Here is a 16,947-nt window from a genome sequence, read left to right as displayed (position 1 = left end):
TATGGCGAAGACCCAATTATTGAGGACTCAGACCCTTGGGGGCTGCAGGCTTGGGAGCAGACGGCACCGGTGCTGCTCCAGTTGCGGGCGCTGCCGGCGCGGGCACACCAGACTTCACGTTATACGCGTCGATGATGGCTTTGGTTATGTTCGTGGAGTCAGTGGCGAACAGCACCGGGCTCTGCTGCTGAGCGACGTCGAGGACGAGAGTATAGCCATGCGCCTTGGCATAATCGTTCAGTACGTCATAGACCTTGGAGGCGAGGGCGCTGTAGAGTTCCTGCATCTCGTTCTGCATATCGTTTTGCGCGTCTTCGGCAGAACGCTCGAGTTGCTTCTTTTTATCGTCGATCGTCTTGGCGCGAGCGGCGCGTTCGGCGTCGCTGAGCTTGTCGCCCGAGGCCTGAAGCTGCTTGGTCAGGCTGTCAATTTCGTCATTCAGGCTCTTCAACTGGTTTTGCTTGGGCTGGTATTTCCGCTGCAGATCGGCAAAGCTACGTTGGCCTTCGTTGGTCTGCGCGACAGCGACTTGGAAAGCAACGACTGCGATTTTGGCAGGACCGGCGGGAGCCGCTGTGGCGGGTGCAGCTGCATCCGGAGCAGACGGCATTTGGGCGGCGGCAGTCAGGGCAAGGCCTGAGGCCAGCGTGAGAACTAATGCAACAGAGTGCTTCATTCGGCTTGAAAACTCCTTAGAAATTCCTGGGGCTGCCTGCGCATTCCAAATTTTGAAGGCGAACAACCACCTTCTTTGCGCGCGCCGACTGAGAAACCTCGCAACAGATTTCCTCGTTGGGCTTTCAATTAGACGAAAGCAGAGGCGAGAAAAGAAGCGGACGGAAACGTCAGCAGGAACTAGAAGGATTATAGGGGGGCGGAGTAGGGGGGTCAAACAGCAGGGACTTGGAAGTAGGGAACAGGGAGTTGAAGTAAGAGAGGCCTCGCCGGGGGCGAGGCCTCTCCAAGTGTTTTCAAAGCTTAGTGGGCTGCGGGGGCCTTAGGAACGGTCCGGGCGGGCGCCGTTGTCTTGGGTGCGGTTGCGGGGGCAGCTGTCTTCTCTGGAGCCGGGATGCCCGACTTCACGTTGTATGCGTCAACGACGGCCTTGGTGATATCGACCGAGGGATTGGCGTAGATTACAACCGGTAGCTGCTGATTTCCACCATCGAGAACCACACTGAAGCCGTGCTCTTTGGAGTAAGCGTCCAGAGTTTCGGCGAACTTGCCGGCCACGGCTGCAAAGGTCTGCTGCATGTCCTGCTGATAGTCAGCCTGGGCATCTTCGCCAGCGCGCTTCATCTCCTTTTGCTTGTCGTCGAGAGACTTTGCCTTGGTGGCGCGTTCAGAATCGCTCAGCGTGGCCGACTGTGTCTGGAGTTCCTTCTGCAGTGAGGCGATCGAGTCATTCAGCGTCTTGAGTTGCTGGCGCTTCGGCTCGTACTTCTTTTGCAGGTCAGCGAAGCGTCGCTGGAAGTCGTTGGTCCCGGCGACAGCTTCCTGGAAGCCGATAACGGCGATCTTTGCTGGTCCGGCCGCGGCTGCGGTTTCGCTTGGAGCAGCGGCGGCGACGGCTGGCGATTGTGCGGCGGCATGGAGCGCGAGGCAAGAGGCCAGCGCGGCGACGGAGAGAAGAGTGTATTTCATTTGGATCAAATACTCCTTGAAATCCCTGGAAGGCGGCCGTGCAGCCTGATGGCGCGAAGGCGAGCCTGTGCCTCCTGAGCAACCTTCTTCGGTCTTATTTTCACCCAGCAACCTTTGAGCCGTTGCCGGGGACCCCGACTTTTGAGTTGGGAGCTCCGCGACAGTAGAGGCAGAGGTAAATAGACGCGGACGGAGACGTCAGCAGGAACTAGCAACGATTATATGAGTGCTGAAGAGGGGGGTCAAACCACAGGAAGCGAGAAAACGGAATCAGGGATTCACAATGCCATTCGTCGAACCAGCTAAACCACGTAAACCGAAGCTGTGACGGCGCCTACGGCCGGCCCAGCAGCGCTGCCCACTGCTGCTGGCTGGGCAGCGATCGTGGGACGCGGGAGCGGTTCAACTTGTAAAGAAGCTTGCTTGGGCCGTGAGGAGTCTGCTCGTCAGCTACGAAGGGCAGGAGCCGGCGGGCCGATCTTTCCAGCGTTGCCCGCTGGGTCCGAAAATTGGCTCCATCATCAGGACGAAATTGCGACCAGGCTATGGAATGGACAAACCCGGCTGCGCCGAAGCGGTCGGAGCGCAACATGTCTTCGACGAAAACGCGGATGGGTCCCGAGAACTCATGCAGCGCATCGTGAAGGGCCACCAATCCGTTGGGAAGAACGCAGGGAATGAAGCCGTCGAAGTCTGATTTGGCGCCGGCATAGCTGTGGTCGCCATCGATCCATAGCAGGCCAATCGGGCGGCTCCACGAAGCTGCCACCTCGCTCGAGAAAGCGCGATGGACCTCGATGGAACTGGCGACTCCGGCAGTTTCAAGGTTCTTCTGAAATGCATCGAACGAAGTCGCTCCGGGCGTGGATCGATGCTCCGCCAGTTCGACGTTGTGGAAGGTGTGGGGATCGATCGCTACGATTGGCCCGATGCCATATCGCTGCGCCAGCTTACCCAGGAGTACGGTGGACTTTCCTTTAAAGCTCCCGATCTCCACGATGACACTCTTGCGGGGCGCGCAAACGGCCATCGTTCCCAGAAAGCGCGCTTCCTGCTCAAGCAGAAATCCCGGCACATCTTTGGCTGCTGCCCATGCCTCATCGAGGGCTGCATCGAGATCTGCGGGAATCTGCACGGTGTTCATTGGGGCTCCTGCATGGGATGCCTTGAGGTTCTACTCAGTCTAAATGCGCGTGTGTACATCCACAGATGCTTCGGGCTGCCTCTGGAGGCAGCCCGAACCCTTTGTGGATGCGCTGGTTTTAGAAAGTAGTAGAAACGCTCAGGCGGAATGTCTTTCGTGGTTCGCGGAACAGATTCTGAGCTCCATATCCCTCGATGGCCTGCTGGTACGTGTAGTCGCCTGCGCCGCCTGGGGGAAACAAATCGCGGGTGATGAGCTGGGCTGTACAGCTCTGCACCTTGGTGCCGAGAGCCACGTCGTTGCAGTAGGGGCGTTCGAAGAGGCGAAGCGGGTTGTAAGCGTAATAAAGACGGAACGGCGCGTTGATCACCGGCATGACAATCGAGAATTCGCCGCCAAGGGACATGCGGGGAACAAGATTGGTTCCGGCCACTGGACGAATATCACGCTGGAATCCAACCAGTGATCCAGGAATGCCGCCTTGGCAAGAACCGTTGTTGTACACCGGGCAGCCGTAGAGTGGAGCAGTGAGAGAGGCGAAACCCTCGGGGCTTTGCTTCAACTGGCCGTGGTTGGTAACGACATCCATGCCGAAGTCATCGAACAGCGCGAACATCGCGGAGCCGACGATGGGAATGCGGTATTCGAGATTGCTGGTGAGGCTGGTATCGCCACCGATCGAGACGACGCCATACACCGGGATCGGCACCGCAATGCATTGCCCGAGTTGCGGATTGTTAGGATCGCGCGGGACGCAGGTGCCGTCGGGATTGGTCAACTGCACAGTCTGACGCGTCGGCACATAACCGTAGGGTGTGGCACTGCGAATATCGAATCCGCGCAGTTCCGAGTCGCCACCGGCATAGAAGCGATTGTTGGGAGGAGCCACATCGCCGCCGAATCCCTGGACGTACCCAAGCTGGGTCTTGAACGCCAGTACGTTGTGACCATTCGGATTGAACGAGAGGTAGTGCATGGAGCGATAGGTCTTGTATGCAACCAGTGGGGAAAAGTAGCGCACGTTACCCCAGATGCCTGCAGCCTGCATCGCCAGCGTAATCTCTTTGCCGCTGCGTGGACGAACCGGATTGTTAACCGTGTTGTAGCTATAGGTCAACGACGCCTGGCTGGTGATAATACCGGCCAATGCGTTTGAACCCTGAATGCCGGAGCGGAAGCTGATGGTCTGGAAATAAGTCTGCGAAGCGGTGCTGAACGCCGTGATATTGGCCCGCGACAGCGAATATGTGAAGCCCACTCGTTGAAACGCATGGCGCCGCAACGGGTAGCTCAGCGAAAAGTTCAAGCCGGTTGAGGCCTGGTTGTAATTCTGGGTGAGCGATTGTTGCGCTGAAGTCAGATTGAGTGCGGTCCCGGTCGAAGTCTGATAGGACTTGGCCGCATTGAAGTCTGACTTGTTGTTGTAGATCTGGAAACCGATGTTGAGCGGGCGGTTGCGCACGTATGGCTGAGAGAAGCCGAACAGGAACTGACGACTCACGCTGCCGATGTTGCCCTGTACGCTCAGGGTCTCGCCGAGGCCCAGAAAGTTATTGGTCTGGTAGTTCACACCGAGGAAGGCGCCGGAAAGTCCGCTGACGCCGCCGTTGAGACCGATGGAGTTCTTGCCTTTTTCCTTGACCTTGAGGAGCAGATCGACGGTGCCTGCTTCGGCGTTCTGGTGAGCCTCGGAGTCCTGATCGACCTTCAGCGGCTCAAAGTATTCGAGCTGGTTCAGGCGGAGCAGGCTGTACTCCCAAAGCTGGGAGTTGTAGACCTGACCTTCATCGAGCAGCAACTCGCGGCGGATCACGCGGTCACGGGTGATGGTGTTGCCCTGAAACTCAATCCGTGAAACGTAGAACTGCTTGCCTTCATCGATATCGATCTGGAATGAGACCGTCTTCTTCTGCTCGTCGTAGATGGGCTTCGGGATGGCGCCGAAGTTGATGTATCCGAGCTGGCCATAGGCCTTCTTCAGGTTTTCAAGGCCCTTACCGATAATCGTCTGGTTAAACCAGTCCCCATCCTTGATGGCGAAGGTACCGCGGAGCGCTTTGAGGTTGCTGATGTGCTGATTGCCGGTAAAGGTGATGCTGCCGAGCTTGTAGCGGTCGCCTTCTTCCACGGGCATAAGGATATCGATGCGCTTGCCGCGATTTGGCCGGAAAGTGAAGAAGTTCAATCCACCTTCATCCCGAATCTGCGTGCGCGGTGTTTCAACTGCAGCGTTGGCGTATCCTTTGTCGCGGTAGGCGAAGCGGACGCGCTCGCTGTCTTCGTCGAGCTTGGAGGCATCGAAGGTTCGGGCAAAAAGATTCTCAAGAAACAGCGAGTAGGGGATGCCTACAGGCTTCAGATTCTTCATCGAGCGGCGCAGGTAGAGGCTACTCAGGTGCTGGTTGCCGGTGAACTTGATCTGGCCGACTTTGACGGTCGGACCTTCCTTGATATTGAAGTTGATCTGCACCGAAGCGGGAGGAATGGTTTTAACGTCGGCCTTGATGATGGCGAACTGATGGCCATGTTCGGAAAGCAGTTCGGCCAGCACTGACCGAGCGCGCATCACCTTTGTGGGGTCGTACTGACCTTCGACGGAGAGGCCAACTTTTTCCTTCTTGAATCGGTCAAGGATGTCGGAGGTTGAAACCGAACTATTGCCCTTGTAGTTGATCTCCCGGATGGTGGGCCGTTCGCGGACGAAGACGTTGAGGATAATGCCCTTCTCCGTGTCTTCGCGTTCAATGCGCAGGTCCTCAAAGTAGCCGGTGTTCCAGAGCGAGTTGAAATCGCGCTCAATGGAGACCGGATCGTAGGTTTCCCCCTCATGAGTGAACATGCGGGCCTTGATGGTTTCCTTAGGGATACGGCGATTTCCGATTACCCGGATCGACTCGATGGTCTGCCCCGGCTGAGCGACAACAGCTCCCGCTGAGAAGACGAGAACCAGGAGCAAAACGAGCCTGGAAAGCAGAAATGGAGTCCGCACTTTGCGGTCGATGGAATCGTGCTTGATGAGTACCCCACGGACAAATACCTGTCCGTCGGGGCCCCCTATCTTCACCGGACTGGAGTCCTGCGGCGAGCACAAGTACTGGTGCGGTCCATGGTAAGGCTTCACGGGAAGAATATGCACACCCTCACTGCTTAAGTTCTGTTTACAGCCTTTAGGAAAGATTGATTTTACCATCTCGAAGACGATGTCTTCTGACCGCAGCGACATCACCCGAACGACGGATGAAGCGCTGGGCTCGGAAACCGAAACCTTCCCCAATTTTCCTGCCGCGCCAATCAGTACCCCACAGACAATATTCATGCCCGCGGGTGCCCCGCCTATCGCGTCAATTTGGGAGACCCGGAACTTTGCAATGCAGATGACGAAAAACAACGCGGAAGAAAGCTCAACAATCCGCCAGCCAATTTTTACGCCAACCGCTCGCTCATTTGGGTCCTAGATCAGTTTACCGGACAGAAATGGGCAGAGCGAATACTCCGCGGACGAAGGCCAGCCCGCGAGAGTCCTACGCGATTACGTCGCGAACAAAGACGTGTCCCTGAATTCCCAAATAACTGGATTTGAGCGAATGCACGATCCTTAGACGCAGCCGCGGGCAACATGACATCCTCAAAAGAGACAGGGAGTGCGGAGAAAAATGGAAGACACCTCAAAAACTGTCTATGCGTTCTCGGCAGAAACGCTGGACGGACGCACTGTGAGTCTGGCGGACTTCAAGGGCAAGGTGCTGTTGGTTGTCAATACGGCCAGCCAATGCGGTTTCACCCCTCAGTACGCCGGACTGGAGACTCTTTATCGGACGTACAAGGAACGCGGCCTCGAAGTTCTGGGCTTTCCATGTAACCAGTTTGGCGCGCAGGAACCGGGAACGGCAGCCGACATCGGTGCATTCTGCGAGCGAAACTACGGGGTAAATTTCCCGATTTTCGCCAAGATCGATGTGAATGGTGAAAAAGCGCACCCGCTGTACCGCTTTTTAAAAAAGCAGAAGCCGGGGCTGCTGGGTCCGCTGGGCGGCGGTGCGATCAAGTGGAACTTCACGAAGTTTCTTGTCGCCCGCAATGGAAGAGTCGTGGATCGCTTTGCATCGACCACCAAGCCCGAGAGCCTGGCCAGGCAGATTGAAAAACTACTCGAGGTCAAATAAGCGGTTGGGAGCGTGAGATGCGAAAGAATCTTCCGATGATCTTGATCCGCGTAATTGTGGGTTTGGTCTTTCTGACCGAGGGAATACTGAAATTCGCGTATCCCAGCGAGCTCGGTTGGGGACGCTTCGCGCACATTGGTCTGCCCTACCCGCACGTGCTGGCACCGTTTGTTGGAGCGGTGGAGATTGCGGCAGGCGGTGCGCTCATTCTGAATCTCTACGCCGGGGACGCGGCATTGTTGCTCTTGATCGTGATACTCACCGCGATTTTCACAACCAAGGCGCCGATTCTTCTAGGCCATCCACTGGCGCGATTTGCGGCACCGAAGCTTGAGCACTACGGCCTGCTGAGTTTCATCCATGAGGCTCGGACGGATCTGTGCATGCTGTTTGGCCTGGTAGCAACTCTGCTGGATAGCGGCATGAGCCTCCGCCTTAAAAGTCGTTAAGGGCTTTGAATTCGCTTTCCGTTCGTTCGTGCGGACCATGATAGCGCTTACCCATCGAAGCGGTAGGCGCTGATCCGCGCACCCATGGGCTCATCGCTGAAGATAAGCCTGCCGGGCGCTTCTCCTCCTGCACCGGCGGCGACCATCAAGGGAATCAAATGCTCCTCGCGTGGATGGGAGTAGGCGGCATAAGGAGCCTGGCGCCAATTGGTAAGCAGGCCATCGCGCTCAGACGCCGGCGACTCAACTGACTTCGTGAGCCATGCGTCGAAGGCGCGGGCTCGCTCCGGAGTTTCCGGGCGCATGTAGCCGCGAAGATTGTGGAAGCTCATGCCGCTGGCGACGATGAGGACGCCTTCGTCGCGCAGTGGGGCCAAGGCGCGGCCAGCTGCGATGTGCAGAGCCGGGTCGAGCGAGTGATCCAGCGACAGGGTGACGACAGGAATCTCTGCTTCTGGAAACGCAACCTTCAGAGGAACAAAGACGCCGTGGTCATATCCGCGGGAGGGATCGGTCGCCGAGGGCAGGCCGGCATTACGTAGCAGTTCTACGACGCGAGCGGCGAGTGCCGGATTGCCGGGTGCAGGCCAGGTGAGCTGATAGGTGTGTGCAGGGAAGCCGGAGTAGTCAAAAATCAGCTGCGGTTTTTCGGCAGTGGCTGCCGTGAAAGCAGGCTCTTCCCAGTGGCCGCTAATGACCAGCAGGGCTTTGGGTTTTTCAGGAAGGGTACTGGCCACTGACTCAAGGAAGCGCTGTGTTGCGTGCCACGTGTCTGCCGGGCCCCAGGTCCAATCCATAAAGAAACAAGGTCCTCCTCCGTGGGGGAGGAAAATTGCGGGTTGACGAACGGTGTTATTGGGCATGGTCAGTCTCCTTGCTCCTTGCAGCGGGGGCCTAAAAGTATCTGTTCAAACAACTATTTGATGTTTGAAGGCGCATCGGGATTCAACTAACTACCGTCGGGATACCCGCCCCGGTGAAGGACCATGGGGAAATGGGGCAGTGTGCTCGGTCGTACGACGGCGGCGCGCCAGCCCTCGGCGTAGGGTTCGATAGATCGCAGGAGCAGTCCATCGGAACCGTCTGCGCCGGTGACCGTTTGCGCAGCTTCGCGCAGTGTCTGGATGGCCGCCTTTCCGAAGCGAGACTGCCAGCGTTCTTCGATTGCCCCGAGTTGTTGCAGATACTTGCCTTGTAACTCAAGACCTGCGGATGTCAGCCGCGTTACTTTCCAGAGGCTCGCTTTTTCGTCGTTCGCTAAGAGCGCCAATCTTCTTTTCACCAGAATGCCCATTGCCATCTTGAGTGCTTCTTTGGAGACGCCAGACAGGGTCGGCAGATCCCGGATACGGACTCCTTCAGCGTTCAGCTGGCGGAGGACGTTTGCACAGATGGCGAGCGAAACAGGCGATTCGCTCTCAAATTCCAGGGCAATGGAGAGGAGCAGCTTTGACAACAGTGACGGGAGGTGCAGGTTCGCGATGTCCGTTGGATTGGCCGAAGATGCATTCGCAAGCGGGCCGGCGCAGAAGAGCCCGTACTTCAGAATTGGAAGGCAGTCGGGAAGACGTGGGTCAAGATGCTTGACGATGACGAGCGACGCCTCACGAAGCGCCGTGATTTCGGGTGAGCCAAAACGATCCCGCCAACGATCCTCGATGACCAGGAAAAGCGGCCGCCAGATTTTTTTCGCAGCCTGTCCGGCCGGCGTGGCAGTGATCATTGATCCCGACCGACGCAATTGTGTCTTCCTGCCGGAAACCGCGGTCTTTGTTGAAGGATTCTCTACGTTGATGTAACCCCATCGCTGCATTCCATCGAAATTGGTTGGGGTGCGGGCGCGATGCTCTAGTTCCTTGATCGAAATCGGTTCATCGCCCACGTGCTGCATACAGTTGAACCACATGACCATCGAAACCAGCCAGGGTGCCGGCATGCCGCTGAGGGAGGACCGGCCATGGGCGGTGGTGCTATGCGGCATACGACGCTCGGCCTCGTTGTCGAACTCGATGGTGAAGGCGACGAGTATTTGCGAAAGCAACGTGCTGAGGGGAAGGGGACGCTCCATCTGGCCATGATTCCATTGACGATGCCCGGCTGCAAGCAGGGATAGTTCTCGTCTACTCGATCGCGAAGACGGCGTATACCGTGGCTTCGCGACTGACTTTGTGAGGTTCAATGGCGAGGGGCGGCGGCGGCGCCAAAGAGGCTCGATCTGCAGCAAAAGCGTTCATCATCATGGGACGCGGGGTTATCGTTGTCAGCTGGTTTGTGATGTAGATAGGTGCACCGAGGCGCACGGACAGGCCTTTGGCGAGAACTTCAGCATTCTCCCGAGCACGAGTCGAGGCTCGATCAAGAGCCTTTGCTTCGAGGGCATGCTCATCCTTGACGGTCCATTCGATGTCGCCGCTGGTGGTAGCGCCGTTGGTGACGGCGATGTCCAGAATCTCGGCGGCCTTGGGGGGATCGACTCGTACGGTCCATTGCTGGGTGAGTTTGAATTTGTGGATCTTCGTGAAGTCGCGCTGCAGAAACTGCGATTCACTGCGAATATCCGGCTCGGCAACGCCCGCTTGTTTCAACGCGGAGATGATGGCATTGGAAATACGAGCGCCATCGGCGTATGCGGTCTTTGCGTCTTCAGGCTGCGTATCAAAACCGATGTGCAGGATGGCGAGATCGGGCTCGACGGAAACGGTTTCAGTTGTTGTGACGCTAAGTGTCCGATTGCTGGGATCGATCTTCAGCTGAGGCTGTGGGGCCTGTTGACATGTAGCAGTCAAGACAGAAGAAACCACAGCAAAGGCTGAAAGTACCCGAGGACTTCTCATGGTGGGCTCCTGATCTTTTCGACGCAACGATCGCACAGAGATTCAATGCGACTCTATTGCGTATTTCTATTCATTGAACGTTTAGCCGCAAGTTTCTTGCGTGCTTTTCTCCGAAAGCGCGGAGTTTGGCGAGCGTTGCGGCGGCCTCGCCGGAGTCGATGGCTTCGGCGCCGAGGGTTACGCCTTCTTTCAGGTCACCCGCGAGGTCTGCTGCAACCAGCGTCGCAGCTGCGTTCAGCAACACGATATCGCGACGGGCGCCTTTGATGCCGGTCAGCACGTCATAGAGCAGCGCCCTGTTGGTCGCGATATCGCCGCCGGTGAAATCGGCGAGGGTGGCGCGAGGCAGTCCGGCCATCTCGGGAGTCATGCGGGCTGCTTTGATGGTTGGCTCTTTGCCAGGTTCTGTCTCTTCAATGCGCGCGACCACCGACTCGCCAGTCGTGGTGAGTTCATCAATGCCATCTGACCCGTGCACGACAAAGGCACGTTTTGAACCGAGAGCCTGCAGCGCGCGGCCTACCAGAAGAACGCGGCTCGGAGCGAGCACGCCGACAACCTGGATGCGGGCGTGTGCGGGATTGGTGAGCGGGCCGCAGAGGTTGAGGATGGTGCGGAAGCCGAGGGCGCGGCGCAGGGGACCGAGCGTCTTCATCGCGGGGTGATAGAGCGGCGCATAGAGGAAGACGAAGCCGGTTTCGCGCAGGCACTCGACCGCGAGTTCGGGCGTGAGGTCGATGGGCACGCCGAGGGCTTCGAGTACGTCGGCTGCTCCGCAGAGCGAAGTGACGGCGCGATTGCCATGCTTGGCGACCTTGGCTCCGGCTGCGGCGGCGACAAGGGCAGCTCCGCAAGAGATGTTGAAGGTAAGCGGACCACCACCGCCGGTACCAACGCAGTCAACCAGTTCGGCGCGCTCTTCGTCGCTGAACGGGATAGGTACAGACTGCTCGCGCATAACGTCGACGAAGCCGGCGAGTTCCGGTGCCTGCTCGCCGCGCGTCGCGAGGACAGTGAGCAGGGCGGCGGTTTCGACGTCGGGGACTTCACCGGCGAGAATCTGGCGGAATACGGAGGCAGCTTGCTCGCGCGTTAGTTGTGCGCCATCTTCGGCGAGAGGCTTGAGTAGAGTCTTCAGCGAATCCATATCTCTCATAATGGTATTGCACTGGTGGTCACGAGCCGGCGACTATCAAGGAACGCACACAGCCGATGCCCGCAACGTCCGCGTGATCGTCTTCGAGAAAGCCCTAGCCACGCTCGACACCGCGCACCAGCCCGCCCTGTTGCTCACCTACCGCGACCGCCAAGGACACACCGCCACCGCCGCCTAGCCGACGTCCTCGACCGCCGCGACCTGCTCTGAGTTGCTTCCAGTTAGGCGGTAACTCGCCCTTAATTCTTTCCTCGACTGATAGGATCACATTGATCACATGCCGCGATTCAAAGTCCTAAAGGGTGTCGCGCACAATGTCGGCGATTCCTTCACCAGCCTGATGAACTACTCTGTCGATGATTACTCGATGGGGCACATTTTGAGGCTTGCACGGGAAACCGATCTAGATACTCTCACCATCGACTTCATGACAGAGAAGGGCCAACCAGCCGCTTTATTCCGCGATCCGATTTCTGAATTGCCGCGCCGGTACTCGAAGGTGTTTTGGGACCTCGTAGCACGTTCAGGATCGGATCGTTCGCTGGTGCAGTTCGCTACGCTGACATTGAAGTATGACCTGCAATCTAGCAGGCCCGGTCCGCTTCCGGAAGCCACTCAGAGTCCCTACACTTGTGAAGTCTCCATCCTTGATATCCGAGGAAAGAGCTATTCAGCTCACTTTAGCGGGTGGTGGCATGTGGAGAGGCTAAATGCCCACCACTGGTGGAATCCGCTGAGTTGGTTTCGACGGTGAACGCTGTCTGTTTTGAAGTCATGAGCGGACGGTGGGCAGTCCGAAGCTACTCATCAGTCACCCTCGCACGCCAGCCAGGACACGCAGCAGAATAAAAGACCATAGATACACCAAACTCACCAGCCTATGCGCGCTGCTCCCTGCGCTTCGCTCCGGTCGGTTTCGCCGCGTCCCGGCCCGCGTGCGCGCGTGGTTGCTCCGTTCCGCTGCGCCCCGGGGTCCCTGCGGACGGTCCATGTCTGTCGGGTGGGCTTCGCTCCACTCCGCGCCGAATCGCGCGCCGTCCTTCGGCGGCGCTGGCCATCAGAACCATCCGCCGGAGGGCACGAGGCCGTTGATGCGCAGATAGGTGACGAGATTGCCATAATGCAGGGCGTCATGATTTCCGACTTGCGTCAAAATGAACATCTTGTTCGTCTTGAAACCGAAGAAGTCCGCTGGGTCATTGAGGTGCGTATCCGCGAAGCCAGAGTACACGCCGTCGCAGTAAGTGAAGGAGCCTTTGAGGTAGGCCACGATCTCGGCCTTCGAGACCTTCGCGGTAGCCGTGGCTGGATTCGATTCGCCCTTGATGCTGGAACACAATGTGTAAGAGATATCCCCCAGATGAGTCAGGATCTCGGCAAACGAGCGAACGTCCTTAGTCGGCCGGTAGTTGTATTTGGACTCCGGCATCGCGTCCGCTGACTTCATGATCTTGTCCTGCATATTGCTGCGAAAGATGGATAACGTCCTTGTCAATGGATTCGACGCGTTGGTCGGATTGGGGAGGTCCGGCGATATCTGGGCGTTGGCCACGGACGCCAGGGCGAAAACAAACACAACGCCAACAGGAGCCACGATGCGTGCAATGGATCGGAACATGGGGAATCCTCCAACATCTCGGGTGCGCCGGAAGGGCTTTGAGATTTACATGTCCGCTTTGACCGGTCGCTGCTCGAGGTGCGTCTGCCTGGGAGTGTGCACGCAGCCAGCCAAAGCGCTCCAACTTGAAGTCACTGATTCATAAGTAAAGTTTGGTTCGAGGGTGGCGATCTGCAACGTGGTCTTTGTCCGGGAACGAAACGCGCTGATCAAAAACGCACAGTCGGTGTCGACCGCTCGACTGCGTCCCGAGGCGGCAGTTTGCGACCCTATCGTGCAGCAAGATAGTATTTGGATACCGCGGGAACGATCGCGCTGACCGGCCTTTAGTTGTTTTTCATACTGGATTCCCGAACATAATCAGCGGACGTTGCGGTTCCTACCGACATGAAAATTCACGAGTATCAGGCAAAAGAGATCCTGGCGAAGTATGGCGTTGCCGTGCCCAAGGGCGAGATGGCGAATACGCCGGAAGAAGCGGCCGAAGTGGCGCGCAGACTATTCGCCGAGGGCGCCAATGGCGTGGTGGTGAAAGCGCAGATTCACGCAGGTGGCCGGGGCAAAGGCGGGGGCGTGAAGGTGGCTCGCACGCGCGACGAGGCGGAGACGCATGTAAAGAACATTCTCGGCATGCAACTGATCACGCACCAGACCGGTCCGCAGGGGCAAAAGGTGCAGCGGCTGCTGATCGAGGAGACAGCGGCCATCGATCGCGAGTTGTATCTAGGGATCGTGCTCGATCGCGCTACTGGGAAGCTCGTCTTTATGGCTTCGCAGGCGGGCGGCATGGAGATTGAGGAAGTCGCGGCGAAGACTCCCGAGGCCATCTTCAAAGAGACCATTGATCCTGCGGTGGGGTTCGGCGCATGGCAGGCGCGCAAGCTGGCCTTTGCGCTCGGGCTGAAGCCGACGCAGATCAATGCGGCTGTCGCGTTTCTGCAGAGCCTCTATAAAGCGTTCATGGATACGGATGCGTCGCTGGTCGAGATCAATCCCTTCATCACGACGAAGGACGACAAGCTGTTCGCGCTCGACGCAAAGATCACATTCGACGACAACGCGCTCTTCCGGCATCCGGCCATCAAGGCGCTGCGCGATGTGGCCGAGGAAGATCCCCTGGAAGTGGAAGCGAGCAAGTACGCGCTGAATTACATCAAGCTAGACGGCACGATCGCCTGCATGGTGAACGGCGCCGGCCTGGCGATGGCGACGATGGACATCATTCAGTATGCCGGTGGATCGCCCGCGAACTTTCTGGATGTAGGCGGCGGCGCTACGCAGGAACAGATTGAACATGCTTTCGGAATTTTGCTGTCGGACGCGAACGTGAAGGCGATCTTCATTAATATTTTTGGCGGCATTCTGCGCGTCGATCGTCTGGCTACTGGCGTTGTCGCAGCCGCGAAGAATCTGAACGTGAAGGTGCCGATTGTACTGCGGCTTGAGGGCACCAACGTGGAAGAAGGCCGCAAGATTTTGAAGGATTCGGGATTGAATTTCCAAGTGGGCGCGACGATGAAGGAGGCTGCCGAGATGGTGGTGGCCGCCGCGAAAGGGGTTAAATAATGGCAGTTTTAGTGGATAACGATACGCGGCTCATCGTGCAGGGCATTACCGGAAAAGAAGGCACATTTCACGCGCTCGGGTGCGCGGAGTACGGCACCAAGGTTGTGGGCGGCGTGACTCCGGGCAAGGGCGGAACGAAGCATGAAGGCTGGCCGGTATTCAACACGGTGGCCGATGCGGTGAAGGAGACGGGCGCTAACGCGACGATGATTTTTGTGCCGCCGCCGTTTGCCGCTGATGCGATTCTCGAAGCCGAAGACGCGGGTATTCCGCTGATTGTGTGCATCACCGAGGGCATCCCAACGCTCGACATGGTGAAGGTATGGGCGAAGCTGAAGAGTTCGAAGTCGCGGCTGATCGGGCCGAATTGTCCGGGCGTGATTTCGCCGGGAAAAGCGAAGATCGGCATAATGCCGGGCCGGATTCATAAGGAAGGCTCGGTTGGCATCGTGTCGCGGTCCGGAACGCTGACTTACGAGGCCGTGCATCAACTGACGCAGCGCGGTATCGGTCAGTCGACGGCGATTGGGATTGGCGGCGATCCGATTATCGGGACCACGCATATCGATGCGCTGCGCTTACTGAATGACGATCCTGAAACTGAAGCGATCATCATGATCGGCGAAATCGGCGGATCGGCCGAAGAGGCCGCTGCAGAGTTTGTGGAGCAGCATGTGAAGAAGCCGGTGGTCGGATTCATTGCGGGACAGACCGCACCTCCCGGACGCCGCATGGGGCACGCTGGTGCGATCATCTCAGGCGGGCAGGGAACCGCTGCCGACAAGATGAAGGCGATGACGGCGGCGGGGATTCACGTGGTGGTTTCGCCGGCGGAGATTGGCGAGACGCTTGCAAAGGTGATTGGGAAGTGAAAGACGGCCGCTAGCTCCTAGCTTTTAGCTCAAAGCAAAGGCCCACCGCAATGGTGGGCCTTTGCGATTGGATACCTGTGATGGCAGAGCTTTGGATCGGCGTTGCAGAAGTATTAACGGACCCAAGTAGCGGAGACGGCGATACACGTGCTTTTACAAACGTCATCGTATGGGCGACTTCTGTTTCGACGTTTTTCGCCAAGGTGACGAGCGTCTTCTCAGAATACGGCTGGACTGTGCTTGGCACGGAGAACGTCAGACCTGTCGGTTTAGAAGTGAATTTCGACGAAGAGATTACTGAAATCATTGAGCGTGCAAAGACAAACCCCAATGCATGCATTTTCGCCACTCTTCATTACTATCCTTCGAAGCCTGCATAACCCCTTCTCGCTAATTTCTTGGAGGACGCATGAGTGATATGAAAAGCCCAGCCGCGCGCGCAGAGGCATTTGCGGCACTCCTGGGCATTCGCACGCCGATATTGCTTGCGCCGATGGCAGGCGCATGTCCGCCATCGCTGTCGATTGCTGTAGCGAACGCGGGCGGGATGGGCGCATGCGGCGCGTTGTTGATGAAGCCGGAAGAGATTGCAGGGTGGTGCACGGAATTTCGCAATCAGAGTCAGTGCGAGTTCCAAATCAATCTGTGGATTCCGGGGCCGCAGCCGAGGCGCGATGCGGAACTGGAACGGAGGCAACGGGAATACCTTGCTCAGTGGGGCCCTGCTGTTCCGGAAAGTGCGGCCGAAGGCGTGTTGCCGGATTTCGATGCGCAGTGCCAGGCGTTGCTGGAAGCGCAGCCCAAAGCGATCTCGTCGATCATGGGTTTATATCCGCCGTCTTTTGTGGCAGAAATGAAGGCGCGCGGAATTTTCTGGTTTGCGACAGCGACAACGGTGACGGAAGCAAGAACTGCCGCGAACGCCGGAGCGGACGCAATCATCGCGCAGGGAATGGAAGCCGGTGGACATCGCGGGGCGTTTGATGCTGCTGAAGCGGAGCGGCGGATGGTGGGTTTGTTTGCGCTATTACCGCAGATCGTCGATGCGGTTTCCATTCCGGTGATCGCGGCTGGTGGCATCGGCGATGGGCGCGGAGTAGCGGCAGCGCTGGTGCTGGGGGCGAGCGCTGCGATGATCGGGACGGGGTTTCTACGCTGCCCTGAAGCGAAAGTGAATCGAGCATGGGCCGATGCGCTGGGAGATACGGAAGCAGACGAAACGATGATCACCAGCGCGTTTACTGGAAGGCCGGGTCGCGGTATTGCAAATGCATTCGTTCAGGCATCTGCCTCTGCCGGTGCACCGATGCCTGCCCCATATCCCTTGCAACGCGGACTCACGCGCGCGATGCGCGAAGAGGCGTCAAAAGCCGGAGATCCGGATCGTATGCAGATGTGGGCTGGACAGGCCGCCCAACTGGCGCAGATGAAACCGGCCGGCGATCTGACACGCGAGTTGTGGGAAGAGGCTTCGCGACTTCTGTAAATAGCGAAGCCCTCC

Annotated in this window: 17 protein-coding genes; 8 read left to right on the top strand and 9 right to left on the bottom strand. The window is 57.9% G+C overall.

Annotated elements, in window-relative coordinates:
• Nucleotides 1-16 precede the first annotated feature (16 nt).
• The 4 genes from P8935_RS22050 to bamA all read right to left on the bottom strand — a co-directional run bounded on the left by P8935_RS22050 (nucleotide 17) and on the right by bamA (nucleotide 6,104).
• Nucleotides 17-676 (bottom strand): OmpH family outer membrane protein, encoded by a 660-nt coding sequence (locus P8935_RS22050; protein ID WP_348262468.1) that lies wholly within the window; start codon nucleotides 674-676, stop codon nucleotides 17-19.
• A gap of 302 nt (nucleotides 677-978) precedes the next feature.
• The gene (locus P8935_RS22045) at nucleotides 979-1,644 is read right to left on the bottom strand and encodes an OmpH family outer membrane protein (protein ID WP_348262467.1); all 666 of its coding nucleotides are present in this window, start codon (nucleotides 1,642-1,644) and stop codon (nucleotides 979-981) included.
• A gap of 334 nt (nucleotides 1,645-1,978) precedes the next feature.
• Nucleotides 1,979-2,788, bottom strand: a complete 810-nt coding sequence (locus tag P8935_RS22040) for a class I SAM-dependent methyltransferase (protein WP_348262466.1) — start codon at nucleotides 2,786-2,788, stop codon at nucleotides 1,979-1,981.
• A gap of 118 nt (nucleotides 2,789-2,906) precedes the next feature.
• Nucleotides 2,907-6,104, bottom strand: a complete 3,198-nt coding sequence (gene bamA / locus P8935_RS22035; RefSeq protein WP_348262465.1) for an outer membrane protein assembly factor BamA — start codon at nucleotides 6,102-6,104, stop codon at nucleotides 2,907-2,909.
• A 337-nt stretch (nucleotides 6,105-6,441) separates the two neighbouring features.
• Between bamA and P8935_RS22030 the strand changes: the two genes are divergently transcribed.
• Both P8935_RS22030 and P8935_RS22025 read left to right on the top strand, forming a co-directional pair.
• Nucleotides 6,442-6,951: a glutathione peroxidase gene (locus tag P8935_RS22030; protein WP_348262464.1), complete on the top strand. Its 510-nt coding sequence runs from the start codon at nucleotides 6,442-6,444 to the stop codon at nucleotides 6,949-6,951.
• A gap of 17 nt (nucleotides 6,952-6,968) precedes the next feature.
• Nucleotides 6,969-7,400: a DoxX family protein gene (locus tag P8935_RS22025; protein ID WP_348262463.1), complete on the top strand. Its 432-nt coding sequence runs from the start codon at nucleotides 6,969-6,971 to the stop codon at nucleotides 7,398-7,400.
• A 47-nt stretch (nucleotides 7,401-7,447) separates the two neighbouring features.
• Here the strand turns inward: P8935_RS22025 and P8935_RS22020 are convergent, their stop codons facing one another.
• The 4 genes from P8935_RS22020 to trpD form a co-directional block, all read right to left on the bottom strand.
• The gene (locus P8935_RS22020; protein WP_348262462.1) at nucleotides 7,448-8,263 is read right to left on the bottom strand and encodes a class III extradiol ring-cleavage dioxygenase; all 816 of its coding nucleotides are present in this window, start codon (nucleotides 8,261-8,263) and stop codon (nucleotides 7,448-7,450) included.
• 86 nt (nucleotides 8,264-8,349) lie between these two features.
• Entirely contained in the window at nucleotides 8,350-9,468 is a 1,119-nt protein-coding gene (locus tag P8935_RS22015) for a hypothetical protein (RefSeq protein WP_348262461.1), read from the bottom strand.
• Between the two features lie 52 nt (nucleotides 9,469-9,520).
• Entirely contained in the window at nucleotides 9,521-10,234 is a 714-nt protein-coding gene (locus tag P8935_RS22010; RefSeq protein ID WP_348262460.1) for an SIMPL domain-containing protein, read from the bottom strand.
• 70 nt (nucleotides 10,235-10,304) lie between these two features.
• Nucleotides 10,305-11,381, bottom strand: a complete 1,077-nt coding sequence (gene trpD, locus P8935_RS22005; protein ID WP_348262459.1) for an anthranilate phosphoribosyltransferase — start codon at nucleotides 11,379-11,381, stop codon at nucleotides 10,305-10,307.
• A gap of 16 nt (nucleotides 11,382-11,397) precedes the next feature.
• On the opposite strand from trpD, the gene P8935_RS22000 reads away from it, so the two are divergent.
• Nucleotides 11,398-11,568 (top strand): hypothetical protein, encoded by a 171-nt coding sequence (locus tag P8935_RS22000; protein ID WP_348262458.1) that lies wholly within the window; start codon nucleotides 11,398-11,400, stop codon nucleotides 11,566-11,568.
• 99 nt (nucleotides 11,569-11,667) lie between these two features.
• Nucleotides 11,668-12,144, top strand: coding sequence for a hypothetical protein (locus tag P8935_RS21995; RefSeq protein WP_348262457.1), 477 nt, complete (start codon nucleotides 11,668-11,670; stop codon nucleotides 12,142-12,144).
• Nucleotides 12,145-12,447: 303 nt separating this feature from the next.
• Here P8935_RS21995 and P8935_RS21990 read toward each other — a convergent pair whose 3' ends face one another.
• Nucleotides 12,448-13,008 carry a DinB family protein gene (locus P8935_RS21990; protein ID WP_348262456.1) on the bottom strand — a complete coding sequence of 187 codons (561 nt, stop codon included), beginning with the start codon at nucleotides 13,006-13,008 and terminating at the stop codon, nucleotides 12,448-12,450.
• Nucleotides 13,009-13,395: 387 nt separating this feature from the next.
• Here P8935_RS21990 and sucC point away from each other — a divergent pair, with 387 nt between their 5' ends.
• The 4 genes from sucC (at nucleotide 13,396) to P8935_RS21970 (ending at nucleotide 16,932) form a co-directional block, all read left to right on the top strand.
• The gene (gene sucC / locus P8935_RS21985) at nucleotides 13,396-14,574 is read left to right on the top strand and encodes an ADP-forming succinate--CoA ligase subunit beta (RefSeq protein WP_348262455.1); all 1,179 of its coding nucleotides are present in this window, start codon (nucleotides 13,396-13,398) and stop codon (nucleotides 14,572-14,574) included.
• Entirely contained in the window at nucleotides 14,574-15,446 is an 873-nt protein-coding gene (gene sucD / locus P8935_RS21980) for a succinate--CoA ligase subunit alpha (RefSeq protein WP_348262454.1), read from the top strand. The genes sucC and sucD overlap by 1 nt, the downstream gene beginning before the upstream one ends.
• Nucleotides 15,447-15,526: 80 nt before the next feature.
• Nucleotides 15,527-15,826, top strand: coding sequence for a hypothetical protein (locus P8935_RS21975; RefSeq protein WP_348262453.1), 300 nt, complete (start codon nucleotides 15,527-15,529; stop codon nucleotides 15,824-15,826).
• 29 nt (nucleotides 15,827-15,855) lie between these two features.
• The gene (locus P8935_RS21970; protein WP_348262452.1) at nucleotides 15,856-16,932 is read left to right on the top strand and encodes a nitronate monooxygenase; all 1,077 of its coding nucleotides are present in this window, start codon (nucleotides 15,856-15,858) and stop codon (nucleotides 16,930-16,932) included.
• Nucleotides 16,933-16,947 lie beyond the last annotated feature (15 nt).

Source organism: Telmatobacter sp. DSM 110680, from assembly GCF_039994875.1.
Lineage (GTDB): Bacteria > Acidobacteriota > Terriglobia > Terriglobales > Acidobacteriaceae > Telmatobacter.
This window is presented reverse-complemented; position numbering and strand designations above follow the sequence as displayed.

Coding starts and splice junctions, on each gene's coding strand:
- P8935_RS22050 (WP_348262468.1), bottom strand. CDS start 676: ATGAAGCACTCTGTTGCATTAGTTCTCACGCTGGCCTCAGGCCTTGCC.
- P8935_RS22045 (WP_348262467.1), bottom strand. CDS start 1,644: ATGAAATACACTCTTCTCTCCGTCGCCGCGCTGGCCTCTTGCCTCGCG.
- P8935_RS22040 (WP_348262466.1), bottom strand. CDS start 2,788: ATGAACACCGTGCAGATTCCCGCAGATCTCGATGCAGCCCTCGATGAG.
- bamA (WP_348262465.1), bottom strand. CDS start 6,104: ATGAATATTGTCTGTGGGGTACTGATTGGCGCGGCAGGAAAATTGGGG.
- P8935_RS22030 (WP_348262464.1), top strand. CDS start 6,442: ATGGAAGACACCTCAAAAACTGTCTATGCGTTCTCGGCAGAAACGCTG.
- P8935_RS22025 (WP_348262463.1), top strand. CDS start 6,969: ATGCGAAAGAATCTTCCGATGATCTTGATCCGCGTAATTGTGGGTTTG.
- P8935_RS22020 (WP_348262462.1), bottom strand. CDS start 8,263: ATGCCCAATAACACCGTTCGTCAACCCGCAATTTTCCTCCCCCACGGA.
- P8935_RS22015 (WP_348262461.1), bottom strand. CDS start 9,468: ATGGAGCGTCCCCTTCCCCTCAGCACGTTGCTTTCGCAAATACTCGTC.
- P8935_RS22010 (WP_348262460.1), bottom strand. CDS start 10,234: ATGAGAAGTCCTCGGGTACTTTCAGCCTTTGCTGTGGTTTCTTCTGTC.
- trpD (WP_348262459.1), bottom strand. CDS start 11,381: ATGGATTCGCTGAAGACTCTACTCAAGCCTCTCGCCGAAGATGGCGCA.
- P8935_RS21995 (WP_348262457.1), top strand. CDS start 11,668: ATGCCGCGATTCAAAGTCCTAAAGGGTGTCGCGCACAATGTCGGCGAT.
- P8935_RS21990 (WP_348262456.1), bottom strand. CDS start 13,008: ATGTTCCGATCCATTGCACGCATCGTGGCTCCTGTTGGCGTTGTGTTT.
- sucC (WP_348262455.1), top strand. CDS start 13,396: ATGAAAATTCACGAGTATCAGGCAAAAGAGATCCTGGCGAAGTATGGC.
- sucD (WP_348262454.1), top strand. CDS start 14,574: ATGGCAGTTTTAGTGGATAACGATACGCGGCTCATCGTGCAGGGCATT.
- P8935_RS21975 (WP_348262453.1), top strand. CDS start 15,527: ATGGCAGAGCTTTGGATCGGCGTTGCAGAAGTATTAACGGACCCAAGT.
- P8935_RS21970 (WP_348262452.1), top strand. CDS start 15,856: ATGAGTGATATGAAAAGCCCAGCCGCGCGCGCAGAGGCATTTGCGGCA.